11 protein-coding genes are annotated in these 12,330 nt (G+C 47.9%); 6 read left to right on the forward strand and 5 right to left on the reverse strand.

What is annotated here, in order from left to right; genetic code table 11:
- Window positions 1–117: 117 nt before the first annotated feature.
- Window positions 118–1,275 (reverse strand): cytochrome P450, encoded by a 1,158-nt coding sequence (locus tag RMO27_RS20035; protein WP_309735853.1) that lies wholly within the window; start codon window positions 1,273–1,275, stop codon window positions 118–120.
- Between the two features lie 352 nt (window positions 1,276–1,627).
- On the opposite strand from RMO27_RS20035, the gene RMO27_RS20040 reads away from it, so the two are divergent.
- From RMO27_RS20040 to RMO27_RS20055, 4 genes are all read left to right on the forward strand, one after another.
- The gene (locus tag RMO27_RS20040; protein WP_309735855.1) at window positions 1,628–3,325 is read left to right on the forward strand and encodes a calcium-binding protein; all 1,698 of its coding nucleotides are present in this window, start codon (window positions 1,628–1,630) and stop codon (window positions 3,323–3,325) included.
- A gap of 163 nt (window positions 3,326–3,488) precedes the next feature.
- Window positions 3,489–4,244 carry an MBL fold metallo-hydrolase gene (locus RMO27_RS20045; protein WP_309735857.1) on the forward strand — a complete coding sequence of 252 codons (756 nt, stop codon included), beginning with the start codon at window positions 3,489–3,491 and terminating at the stop codon, window positions 4,242–4,244.
- On the forward strand, window positions 4,237–4,473 hold the full coding sequence (locus RMO27_RS20050) for a hypothetical protein (protein ID WP_309735859.1): 237 nt from the start codon (window positions 4,237–4,239) through the stop codon (window positions 4,471–4,473). Before RMO27_RS20045 ends, RMO27_RS20050 begins: the two co-directional genes overlap by 8 nt.
- Window positions 4,474–4,695: 222 nt before the next feature.
- On the forward strand, window positions 4,696–5,985 hold the full coding sequence (locus tag RMO27_RS20055; protein WP_396133767.1) for a YcjF family protein: 1,290 nt from the start codon (window positions 4,696–4,698) through the stop codon (window positions 5,983–5,985).
- A gap of 73 nt (window positions 5,986–6,058) precedes the next feature.
- Here RMO27_RS20055 and RMO27_RS20060 read toward each other — a convergent pair whose 3' ends face one another.
- The 4 genes from RMO27_RS20060 to hmpF all read right to left on the reverse strand — a co-directional run bounded on the left by RMO27_RS20060 (window position 6,059) and on the right by hmpF (window position 10,970).
- Window positions 6,059–7,222, reverse strand: a complete 1,164-nt coding sequence (locus RMO27_RS20060) for an LptF/LptG family permease (RefSeq protein WP_309735862.1) — start codon at window positions 7,220–7,222, stop codon at window positions 6,059–6,061.
- Between the two features lie 111 nt (window positions 7,223–7,333).
- The gene (gene lptB, locus RMO27_RS20065; protein ID WP_309735864.1) at window positions 7,334–8,062 is read right to left on the reverse strand and encodes an LPS export ABC transporter ATP-binding protein; all 729 of its coding nucleotides are present in this window, start codon (window positions 8,060–8,062) and stop codon (window positions 7,334–7,336) included.
- A 40-nt stretch (window positions 8,063–8,102) separates the two neighbouring features.
- The gene (locus RMO27_RS20070; protein WP_309735866.1) at window positions 8,103–8,837 is read right to left on the reverse strand and encodes an LptA/OstA family protein; all 735 of its coding nucleotides are present in this window, start codon (window positions 8,835–8,837) and stop codon (window positions 8,103–8,105) included.
- A 411-nt stretch (window positions 8,838–9,248) separates the two neighbouring features.
- The gene (hmpF, locus tag RMO27_RS20075; RefSeq protein ID WP_309735868.1) at window positions 9,249–10,970 is read right to left on the reverse strand and encodes a pilus motility taxis protein HmpF; all 1,722 of its coding nucleotides are present in this window, start codon (window positions 10,968–10,970) and stop codon (window positions 9,249–9,251) included.
- A gap of 754 nt (window positions 10,971–11,724) precedes the next feature.
- Here hmpF and RMO27_RS20080 point away from each other — a divergent pair.
- On the forward strand, window positions 11,725–12,090 hold the full coding sequence (locus RMO27_RS20080) for a response regulator (RefSeq protein WP_309735870.1): 366 nt from the start codon (window positions 11,725–11,727) through the stop codon (window positions 12,088–12,090).
- A gap of 10 nt (window positions 12,091–12,100) precedes the next feature.
- The coding region (locus tag RMO27_RS20085; RefSeq protein ID WP_309735872.1) for a chemotaxis protein CheW at window positions 12,101–12,330 on the forward strand (230 nt) is incomplete at its 3' end.

Genomic DNA, 12,330 nt, shown 5'->3' on the forward strand with positions numbered 1-12,330 from the left:
TGTTTTTGGCAATCTACTTTTGGAGCAGAGTTTTAATACGTTGATTGCCTATGTTAATCTCTGTAGTTGTGCTTTTAACTCCTCATGACAATTGAATTTTTATTCATTTTATCTCTCCTAGAGTGATAGAAGAGGGGTATAATCTGACGGCTTGGATTCATATCGTTCTGGGGCAAACCTGTCGGGATCGAAGTTATTTGGATGCGGATATACCGCCTCGTCGAAATGTGCTTCGGGAATCCGATACAGTACTTGCCAACCCTTCGGCACTCGATAGCCATTGAATTCAAATTCCTCCACCACACCCCGAAAGCCACCGCCAACGGGCGGATACATGCGCTCTACTTCCCGCAATACGCGATCAAGATAGGTCATCTGCTTGAGACTATCGATCGAGATTGGTGCGTCCAATCCAATTTGTACCTGTTCGGCTCTAGCTTGAGCCAAAATTTCAGGATGCTGGGCTAGTGCCAGACACAGCGAGGCAATCAGCGATGTCGTTGTCTCATGTCCGGCGAATAGTAACAATAACGCCTGCACCTTGAGTTCGGCCACACTCAATCGCAGGCCATCCTCATCTTGACTCTGGACTAGCAATCCCAAGGCATCCTGAGTGGGCTGTTGTTGCCGCTCCAAGACGACGGTTTCAATGTGAGCTAGCAATTTATCTCTAGCCGCGATCGCGCGGCCATAAGTCGTATAGCTCCACTTCAGCGGCAAGGTAAATAAACCATTCGTCAACTCGGTAAACAACCGACTCAATTCAGTCGTCTCTGCCCCTGGGGCACTGCCGATTAGCAGGACGCTGGCAATTTCAAAAGTGAGATTTTTGAGTTCGGGAAACCACGTCAGCTCATCAGTTTGCGACCATTTAGCCAGATAGCGATCGGTAATCTCATTGATCGTTTCCACATAATTTACCAGGGCTTTGCCATGAAATGCTGGCATCAACAATTTGCGATTGCGCTGATGCTCCACTCCTTCTTGAAGAAATAAAGACGCCCCCAACAGTTCTTTAAAATTATCCGGCCAACCATCGCGCCAGGAAAACTTGTCAAAGTGAGTCGCCAAAATGAATTTATTGGCAGCCGCTCCACTCATCACGACCGTCGGCTTCCCGATAATATGCGTCCGAAAAATTGCCCCATACTGTTGCCGCCGCTTGGTCGCAAAATCTGGATCGGTCAAAAATGAAATCGTCTCGCCAATCCAGGGTAAACCAGCTTTACCAGGCGGTAACGGTAGAGATGCAGTCGATGGTTGAGATACAGGCATCGGCAATTTAATCGATCGTTGATGTGTTGCTTCACTAATCACTATCTTAATTGAAGCTTTGGGTCACGAATTAATCTCTGTCGCAACTATGATGCCCTGGCCAACCGATCGATCCACATCGTTAGCCACTCGATGCCGCTGCCATGAGGATTGCCTCAGGATCGATCGGAGTGGCAATAGTTAAAGTTACGCGAGTTCCAGCTCTGATGTAATATGAATTTATCTGAAAAATAATACTTAAACTTCAAATTTTCCGATCTGGGGTGATGAGACTGCTCCGCATTCAGCCTCTACACTTGCCCGAACGGATAGTTACAGATTTTCTTGATATCTAATTCCGAGATTTTCAATTATGACAATCAACCTTTCAAATCTAACGTTTACCAATCAGGCTGATATTATCCCCCGATCGGGAACTGAAGAAATCACCAATACTGGTACTGCCAACACCCTTAATGGTGACGATAAAATTACCGGAACTGGCGCAACTCCCCAGAATGTCCTCTTTTATGGTTTACGCACTGTTGGCATTTTCAATAAGTCCAACGGCAAGATCGAGACAGAGAATGGTAATGACGAAATTACTGGCTATGGTAACGTTGGCATCTACAACGAGTTTAATGCCACGATCGAGACAGGTAATGGCAAGGACAAAATTACTGGCTCTGCCAGTCAAACCAGCTCTACTAGTAACAACACTATTGGCATCCTCAACGACGGCACGATCGATACTGGTAGTGGCGACGACGAAATCAGTGGCTATGCGACCGGTAACTTCCCTAGCGGTGTCGTAAACTTCGGCAATATCGATACCGGCAACGGTATCGACACGATCGCTGGTGATGGTCTAAGTGGTGGCGTCAGTAACGGGGCGGGAGGTACCATCAATACTGGAAATGGTGATGACTATATTATTGGCACGAGCATTGGCGACTGGGGTATCTACAACGGTAGCTTTGACGAAAGTGGCACCGCCACGATCGATACTGGTAATGGTGACGATCGGCTAATTGGCACGACCACTGGCAATGGAGCGGGTATCGCCAGCGTTCTCAAGGGCACCATTAATACCGGGAATGGCGATGACAGCATTATTGGCACTGGCACCATTGCGGGTATCACCTGCACCGAAGAAGGTAGTATCGATACTGGATCTGGCAACGACATCATTACTGGTATTGGGAATGGTAGTGGGAGTGGTAATGGCATCTCAATTGGCAGTTTCTCCGGCTCCACCTCATCCAAAGGCAGTATTAACACTGGGGATGGCAACGATATCATTACTGGTACTGGTGGCATCTTCATCGACACGCTTGGCACCATCGATACCGGAGCTGGCAACGATACCATCATCGCCACGAATACTAACAGCGGCTACGGCATCGTCAGCTTGAACGCCGGTGTCTCGATCTCTACTGGGGATGGCAATGACACCATTACTAGTACTGGCAGCGCCTATGGCATCTTAAACAGTACTAACAACCCTAGACCAGACGCGGTCGGCGGCACGATCGATACCGGAGCTGGCGATGATACCATCACGGCTACTGGCACTGGCTTCGCCAGCGTCGGTATCAGCAACCTGGGGACGATCGATACCGGAGCTGGCAATGACGCAATTACTGGTACTGGTAGCTTCGCTGGCATCTACAACACTGGCACGATCGAGACTGGCACTGGCAATGACACCATTACTGGGATTGGTACTAATGGTTTCGGCATTTTGAACGATAGCACGATTGATACTGGTGCTGGTAACGACATCGTGGATGTCTTGCGGGGTGGTTTTGGTGGTAATGGCGTCACTTTGCTGGGAGCGGGTAGCGATCTCCTCCAAGGATTTGGGAGTGGCAACTTTGATGGCGGTAGCGGCACCGATCATCTGGAATTGACAACCGGAATTTATACGATTGGCATTTCGGGAGCGACAGTGAGCTTCACTAGTAATGGCCTCACGATGAACACTTCCGAATTCGAGCAACTCATCGCGGGTAGCACCACATATAATTTCACCGGTTTGTCCAATGGTCAGACATTAACTATCGCCTAGCAGTTGATTAGCTGCCTAGTCGAGTAGTGAGATCGCGTATAGCCATAGTCTGGGTTGACCTGCGTCAACCCAAATGCTGAGTTCGCCTGTCAACCAGCTTGTAGCAATCTCGATCGCGTCAGTGTTAAATTACGTAAATAATCTCACTGGATCTATAAAGTTTATGCAACTCACCTGGCTCGACAGTAACTCCTGGCTCATCGAACTGGGCGGCAAAAATATTTTATTAGACCCTTGGCTAGTCGGCAATCTCAGCTTCGGCGATCTCCCCTGGTTGTTTCAAGGCACCAAAACAGTCGATCGACCCATCCCCGATAATATCGACCTGATTTTACTCTCTCAAGGTCTGCCCGACCACGCGCATCCACCGACTCTAAAGGTTTTAGATCGATCGATTCCCGTCATTGGTTCTCCCAGTGCCGCCAAAGTTGTCCAAAAGCTCGGCTACCAAACAGTGACTGCCTTAGCTCCTGGCGAGAGTTATCGCTTCGCCGAGATCGAAATTAAAGCCGTCCCCGGATCGCCAGTCGGCCCCACCGCGATCGAAAATGGCTATATCTTGCGTGCAGATAGTACCAGTCTCTATTACGAACCCCACGGCTATCATTCGCCCACTCTCGCCCAAGCAGCCGATATCGATGTCGTGATTACGCCATTGATCGATCTCAAGCTGCCATTAATCGGTGCAGTTATCAAAGGTCAAGCTAGTGCTCTAGATCTGTGCGAATTGCTCAAGCCCAAGTTTATCCTCCCGACGGCGGCTGGTGGCGATGTTAAGTTTGAGGGTTTATTGATGTCGATTTTATCGGCAGAAGGCACGGTTGCAGAATTTCAAGACTTGCTGGCAACTAAGTCTTTGAGCACAAAAGCGATCGAGCCGAAACCTTGGCAACCAGTGAATTTGGCAGTCAATGTGTAATGGCAATTTAGCAGCGTTAGATGGGTTGAGAATTGTGGGTTTAGCCCCGTTAGAACAGGTTTGCCTCAAATTGAGTGCTCCAGACTCGATTGCCGTTCGCGTTGGCAAAGCCTTTGCCTCAGCCAAAGCGTCTCATTCGCGGAGAGAAGAGAAGGCAGGTCTTCTCCTGAAGGAGAGGCTACGCCAACGACCAACGACGGTTAATACTACCGTAATAGCACGCCATTGAGAACGATCGACCGCGTGGATAATAACGATAGTTACTAGTGCCATCATTCCCTAAAAGATCGTGCCGCAACCATCAGAATCCTCTTCACCTCAAGCATCAGCACCTGATCCCGATCCACAACAACCGTTGATCGTTGGCGTAGCCTCTCCTTCAGGAGAAGACCTGCCTTCTCTTCTCTCCGAGACGCTCCGCGAACGAGATGCTTTGGCTGAGGCAAAGGCTTTGCCAACGCGAACGGCAATCGATTCCAAATCGGATGCATGGCCAGATCGGATCGCTGGCGGATTCCAACTGGTTGCTGATAAAGCGCGGCAAATTTTGCCAGTTGATCGAGCAGCGCAGACTGTGAGCAGATGGTTTAGTGTCGATGAAACTCAAGTAGCCGAGATTTTGGCGACCGTTCGCGCCCAATTACCCACGACAGAAGCGTTGCTGATTGGCAAACCCCAAGCGGGGAAAAGTTCGATCGTGCGGGGGTTGACAGGCGTATCAGCAGAAATCGTCGGCCAAGGTTTTCGCCCCCACACCCAATCGACTGCACGCTATAACTATCCTTCGAGCGAACTACCATTGCTCGTCTTTACTGATACCGTAGGTTTGGGGGATGTCGATCGCGATCCGAATAGTCTGATCCAAGAACTGATCGGCGATCTGGATACCGAAACAAATCGCCCCCGCATCATCATTCTGACGGTGAAAATCAATGATTTTGCGATCGATACGCTGCGCCAGATCGCCAGCGAATTACGTCAAAAATATCCGCAGATTCCCTGTTTATTAGCAGTGACTTGTCTGCATGAAATTTATCCAACCTCCCAAATCGAGCATCCAGTAGAACCGACGAGCATCGAGTCAGTAGATCGCGCCTTTAGAGCAATCGAGCAGGCATTTACCGGGCTATTCGATCGATCGGTGCTAATTGACTTCACTTTGGTTGAAGATGGCTACACGCCCGAATTTTATGGTCTGGAGACGATGCGGACAGCTCTAGCCGATCTCCTGCCCGAAGCCGAATCTAGAGCGATCTCTCAATTACTCGATGCTGGTAAATCGCCACTTGATGGCAATTCCGGTGACAGATTAGGGAATATCTATCGCGATGTCGCGCGTCACTATATTTTACCGTGTTCGATCGCAGCGGCAACTGTGGCGGCAATTCCCTTGCCCTTTGCCGATTTACCCGTCCTCACGGCCATTCAAGTCTCGATGGTGGGACTCATCGGCAAGCTGTACGGCCAAACACTGACGCCATCTCAAGCTGGTGGGGTTGTCAGCGCGATCGCGGGTGGTTTTGTCGCCCAATTAGTCGCTCGCCAGTTAATCAAATTTATTCCTGGTTTTGGGAGTATTATTTCGGCTTCGTGGGCGGCAGCATATACGGTGGCATTGGGGGAAGGTGCTTGTGTCTACTTCGGCGATCTGATGGGTGGCAAAACCCCAGATCCTCAGCAGATTCAAGCAGTAATGGCGGAAGCTTTTACGACAGCGAAGGAGCAATTTAAAGTTAGTTAAACCGATCTAAAAATTGAGGTAGGGGCAATTCATGAATTGCCCCTACCTCAATTTGCTAGAGCGATCGCCAATTCTATTTTGCAACCTGAGCAATCAGCCAACCGCCGATCGCCAGTCCGATAAAATTGGGCAGCCAACCAGCGAGAAATGGTGAAATAATTTCAGCCTGTCCCAAAGCCGCACAGACAAACATCAATAAATAGTAACCAAAAATCAGCAGTACGCTGACACCAAAACTGGTAGCTTTACCCGATCGCTGGGGGCGAATCCCCATCGCTGCACCCATCAAACTAAAGACGATACAAACAAACGGAAATGCTAATTTGCGTTGAATTGTCACGGCAACAGTTGTCATTTTTTTACTATCGCCGCTGAGTTTGACAGTTTCTAGATAATCGATCGATTCAGCGACACTCATATCATCGAGATTTTTATCTGGGGCGGCAAATTCAAAGGGTGATTTGGGTAGTTGTAACTGCTGATGCTCGAAAGTGACGATGTTTCGATACGAGGCATCAGGTGCGATCAGATAAATAGTCCCATTCTCAAAATCCCAAGTATTTTTATTGGTATCAAAAACGGCCGATTTCGCATTAATAATTTGGCTAAAGCCTTTATCTACTTGCGATCGATCCAAGATAGTCAGACCACTCATGGTTTTGCCATCAAACTTTTCGGCATAGAATAGCCAGGATAATACCTGCTCTTTTTTGCCATTGCGCTCGATTTCTTTAAAGATCGGTTTGACGATATTATCGGTATTAAATGTAGGTTTATCCTGTTTTAAAGCTCTTGTCAGTGTAGTTGTCGCTCGCTGACTCGCAGCAGGCACTAGCATCTCATTAAAAAAGAAGGTAATCCCCGTCACCACAAAACTTAGTATCAATGCGGGTAAAATCAAGCGATAGACACTAATCCCACAACTGCGAAAAGCGATGATTTCACTAGATGCGGAAAAGCTGCCATAAGTCATCATCCCTGACAGGAGAATCGACATCGGAAACGCATACACCACATATTGAGGTAGCTTGAGTGCCATCACTTCGATCGCGACTGTCAATGGCAAACCAGCTTCAGCAACTTGACGGACGAGATCGAATAAACTCCCAACTGCTAAAATAATCGATGAAAATGCCCCGACGCCAAATAAAAATGGCATCAATAATTGGGTGACGATGTAACGATCCATCACCGAGATGCCTGGTAGTAAAACTCTGGATAAACTTGGATTTCCCACTAGGTTAGTTTAGTGAATAGTGAATAGTGAATAGTGAATAGTGAATACGGGCAATATTCGCCACTAAGTTTTAGGTAAGACGATCGATCGACAGCGAATAGTTACTAATCCCTACACTTGAAAATCACTACCGAGATAATATTGACGCACTAGAGGATTGGCGTACATTTCATCACTGCTGCCGGAGGCAAAGACTTGACCTTCGCGCATGATATAGGCCCGATCGGTTACGGCTAGTGTTTCGCGGACATTGTGATCTGTAATCAGGATACCCATATTTCGATCGCGTAATTTAGCAATGATTTTTTGAATCTCGGCAACCGCGATCGGATCGACACCCGCAAAAGGTTCGTCTAAGAATAAAAATTTTGGTCCATTAATGCCGGCAGCTAGCGATCTCGCGATTTCGGTGCGCCGTCTTTCGCCGCCCGATACTTGATTGCCCAAGGTATAAACTACTTTCTCTAAACTAAATTCGGTAATCAATTCGGTAAGGCGTTGGTTCCAGAGTTTGCGCGGTACATTCGTTTGTTCGAGGACTAACAAGATATTATCTAGTACTGTCAAACTCCGAAAAATACTCGGCTCTTGTGCTAAATAACCAATTCCCAAGCGCGCGCGCTGATGGATCGAGAGACTAGTAATATCCTCATCATCGAGCCAAACTTTACCCTGGTTTGGCTTTTCCAATCCAGTGGCAATATAGAATGTCGTGGTTTTACCAGCACCATTAGGCCCTAGCAAACCGACGATCTCACCTTGGGAGACAGATAGACTGACGCGATTGACAATATTGCGCTTTCCGTAGGATTTATGAATATTTTCGAGGATAATCTTCACGAGATAAAATATTAGCGATCGAGTGAATCGATTCTAATTACTAATTAGCGTTTGTCTCAGGAATGACGTAGATCGATTGCACTGGCAGACCGGGCTTTTGCTTAGCGACAAATCGGCCTTCTTCAATCAGATAAGTAATCGTATCACCTTGGAGACTACTGCCATTATTGACAACGACGACATTTCCAGAGAGGACGATTTGTTTGCCTTTGATATTGTATTGCGCCGTATTTGCTCGTGCTTGCAGTTTGCGTTCGGGATAGCTGAGTCGCACGCTGCCGCGGGCAATTACCATCTCAGTTTTGGTATTGGCTTCTTGAATGTTTGAGAGAATGGTCAGCCCTTTACCACCTTCAGCGGGCACGATATAGTTACTGCGAACTTGTTGTTTGGCTTTGGGATTGGCGATAAATTTACCTTCATCGATGAGATAAATTACACTTTCTCCTTCCAGAGTACTTCCCTCTTGCGCGATTAAGACATTCCCTGTCAGCAAAATTCGTTTTTGCTTGATAAAATATTGGGCGAGATCGGCTCTAGCTTGAATATTACGACTGGGGTAGCGCAGTTGGACGTTACCGCGTGCGGTGACTATTTGGGATTTGGTATTGGCCTCTTGGGTATCGGCTTGGATCGATAGTCCTTGAGGTTTTGACGGTTGAGCTTGAGCGGGGATCTGAATCGGGATGGCGATACTACTTACCACGATCGATGATAGCAAGAGCAGACATCGCCAATTGAAGTAGCGATTGAAAGTGTGAGTTAGGCGTTGCATGTATTAGATCTTATCTGGGTTTGGTTAATCCCGATCGCCAGAGCGCACAAAAACTTCATTGACTCAAATGGCGGTGAATCGCTCTAGGCGAGACTAGTTAATTGACGTGAGGGATTTGGGATAAGTTTCTGAGGGAGCGGGGAGTGGGGAGTTATCTGCTAACAAAATAGCTCCGACTTCTACTGGAGAAATCGGAGCTATTGTTTAGAGGGATATACAGTTGCGATCGCATCGCGATCGGAGCCACTGTCTTGTCTTGATTCGCTGTCTTGACCCAAACACATGCGGAGGGAACCTCCGCGTGATTTGCCGCTAAACCGTCGGGAAACAAAGGCGGGCGCGAATCGCTGACTGAAACACATGCTCCTCCACTCTCCGCGTGATTTCAGTCGCTCCCACGGAGAATCGAGCCTAGTTGCCCATCGGTAAACCGTGAACGAGATTATTGAGCAGGGATTCGATTTGTTGCATCGCTGCTTGGCTCTCTGGCTGGTGCTCGGCGGCATCGGCCAAGCTACCCAATTGGCGTTTGAAGGCATCGATCCGATCTTGGAGGGGCTGCATCAGCTCTTGATAGAGAGCAATTTTGGCGACTAACTCGATCGATTGTTGCTGGGTGAGTTGGTGTTGGCGTTCGAGTGTCTGCACCTGTTTCGATTCTTGGAGATAAGCTTCGACCTGTTGTTCGATTTTGGCTTTGGTTTGGTCGATCGTGTGGCGGAGATTTTGGATCTCGGTTTCCATTTGGGTCAGTTCAGACTGCTGTTGCTGGCGTTGGTTGTCGAGTAAGCGTAAAATCGCGTCCCATTCCATTTGCGATCGATCGGCAGCTTCAGGTACATGACCTTGACGGTGGCGGAGGACGCGGGTGTGAATTTGCAGATAAGTCTGGCGTTCGCGCATGGTTTGGCGTTGACCGTCTAGCGTATGGTCGAGCATATTATAGCCATCGCGCTCGTCTGCGTGATCGGCTTCCAATTTGAGCTTGTCGAATTCATTAGCGACTAACATCGCTTGTTGGAGTTCGTCGATCGCTGCTTGTTTTTCTTGAAGTTCTTCTTCTTCGAGATGGACGAAATGGACTGATCGATCGACTTCGGTTTGGAGGGTAGCGACGATCGTTTCCAATTGACCGATCTCCATACTTTCCAACTGTTCGAGATCGATCTGGACGTCACCGATATCGGCTTGACCGCCTTTAGACATCAAATAGATCTTTTGATAGTTGTCCTGCTCGATATTGATGCGAGTGGTGAGACGTTGCAAGTATTCTTGTTGCATACTCAAAGTATGCTGTTGGACTTCCCAAGCAGTTTGGGTTTCTTCGAGGGAAGTTTGCAGGGTTTGCAGTTGCTGCTTGGATCGATCGATTTCCTGTTGCTGGCGATCGAGTTCAGATTGAGTCTCGATCGTGCGTTGTTGCTGGAGTTGGAGCTGCTGCCAATGGCTGTTGAGTAGCTCCTGTTGGCCTTCGATTTCGGTAACTGTAGTTTCGAGGCGTTGGGGGTCGAGAGCGCGGGAGGTACCGCCCAATTGCTGGAGAGCCGCCCGAATTTCATCTACTTGTTGCTCGCTCAACGAAGTGCCTGCCGACTGTTGGAGTCGATCGAGATGCTGTTCTTTCTCGCGCAATTGTTCCCATTGAGCGGCCAAATCTTGACGGGATTGTTCGTGCTGCCCCAGAGTTGCCTCTAAAGCTTGGGCTTCTTGGGTCAATCTGTCGAGTTCGGCGCGGGTGTGCTCTAAATCTTCTTCCCGTCCATAAATCTCTTCTTGGCGCAGTTGCAACTGTTGGCTTTGGAGACTCAACGATTGCCGCCAGCTTTCGATCTCATCGGCTTCTTTTTTATATTTTTCAATCTGGCGCGAGAGATTTTGGAGAATTCCCACCAGATGTTTGCCAGCATCCCGCAATTGCGATTGAATTTGGCGGTTGGCATTCATATCGACGAGTACCAGCACCCCGGGATTGTAGTTAGTCGCTTCATCAGGAGCCGCGACTAATTCTTCACCAGGAATGGCACTCCAGTTTTGCTCGCTCCGCTGACAAGCCAATAACTTCAGTTCAGCTTTACTTCTCCCGCTAATATTAAACCCAGATTTTGGTTTTTGGACTTCTGCTAGATACAACACGTTATTATTCCCTTGTCTTATATAAATAAATTTAGGTTTTGCTGAGCATACAGAAAATTGAATAAGTTAATCCATATTATAAATCTGAGCCAACGACCAAAAGTTTGAGTCATTAGCGCGATTGCCTGACAAACCCTGATGTTGTGATGACCAGATCGGCTCCTGTTATCGGCTGTACCGATAAATAACAGATGGAAATTGCATCTGTAGCAACAGCATTGCGGCAGACCCCTTCTAAAGTGAGAATACCCAATAATTGGCTTAATTTCACTGTTACCTGTGCCAAATCCAGTCAGTCGTACCTAGCGCAAGGTCATCACTCACAACTATATATACATCGCCAGCGAATTGTCATCAGCACAAAATTTAACTGAATTTTCGATCGATCTTGGGGATTGTGAAACAAACTGGCAATCCTGTGGGAAAACTAAATGTAACCGACACCAAAGCAGATCGACTCCTGCGGTTGTCCAAATCGCTCAACAGCGGGTACTGTCAGATCCGATCCAGATCGGCTGGCGATCTTCCCCTGCCTGAGTAGCCTGATTCTGTCCATAGTTAACGACACTCAGCCACTGAGCATCGGTAAACTCAGATCGGTTGGTTGTAGTCGATCTGAGTTTACCGATCGCGCCCTGTCAAACCCAATTTCATAAGTATCAGCTATGAACTGTATTTTGTATGTTTAGAAATTATTATATATTAGTGACGTTTACTCGCTTAGTGTCCATTTACCCCATCGATTAGCAGATATATGAAAACAGTTCTAGTTGTGGATGATAGTACCGCTCAGCGGGAAATGATCAAAGAGCTACTCCAAGCTAGTGGAATGACAGTAAATGTCGCAACAGATGGCGAACAAGCAGTTGCAGTTGCACTCGAAATCGTGCCAGATATTGTTGTCCTAGACGTGGTCATGCCCAAAATGAATGGTTATGAAGTGTGCCGGACACTCAAATCCAACCCCAAAACTCAAGATGTGCCGGTGATTTTGTGTAGTTCTAAAAGTGAGGATTTCGATCGGCATTGGGGGATGCGACAAGGTGCGGATGCCTATGTCTGCAAGCCGTTCGAGCCAGTAGAATTACTCAGCACCATCAAACAGTTATTGCGAAATTAGGACGGATCTAATGGTTCTCAATTTGGATTTTCTCACCAGTGATGATGCCCCCAACCCCAACGAGGTGACGTCGGGTAGCCGCGATGGCGAATTGTGTTTGCGCTTTGACGTACCTTCGGGTAACGAATACGCGCTCCCAGCTTCGGGCGTCCGCGAGGTGATGTCGGTTTATTTCGATCGGATTACGCCCATTCCCAATGCGTCACCTTTTTTCTTGGGTACGTACAATTGGCGGGGTCA

The organism is Chamaesiphon sp. OTE_75_metabat_556 (genome assembly GCF_031378165.1).
Taxonomy (GTDB): domain Bacteria; phylum Cyanobacteriota; class Cyanobacteriia; order Cyanobacteriales; family Chamaesiphonaceae; genus Chamaesiphon.

Bases quoted from the DNA above. Each gene is read 5' to 3' on its own strand.
- RMO27_RS20035 (WP_309735853.1), bottom strand. From the start codon at position 1,275: ATGCCTGTATCTCAACCATCGACTGCATCTCTACCGTTACCGCCTGGT.
- RMO27_RS20040 (WP_309735855.1), top strand. From the start codon at position 1,628: ATGACAATCAACCTTTCAAATCTAACGTTTACCAATCAGGCTGATATT.
- RMO27_RS20045 (WP_309735857.1), top strand. From the start codon at position 3,489: ATGCAACTCACCTGGCTCGACAGTAACTCCTGGCTCATCGAACTGGGC.
- RMO27_RS20050 (WP_309735859.1), top strand. From the start codon at position 4,237: ATGTGTAATGGCAATTTAGCAGCGTTAGATGGGTTGAGAATTGTGGGT.
- RMO27_RS20070 (WP_309735866.1), bottom strand. From the start codon at position 8,837: ATGCAACGCCTAACTCACACTTTCAATCGCTACTTCAATTGGCGATGT.
- RMO27_RS20080 (WP_309735870.1), top strand. From the start codon at position 11,725: ATGAAAACAGTTCTAGTTGTGGATGATAGTACCGCTCAGCGGGAAATG.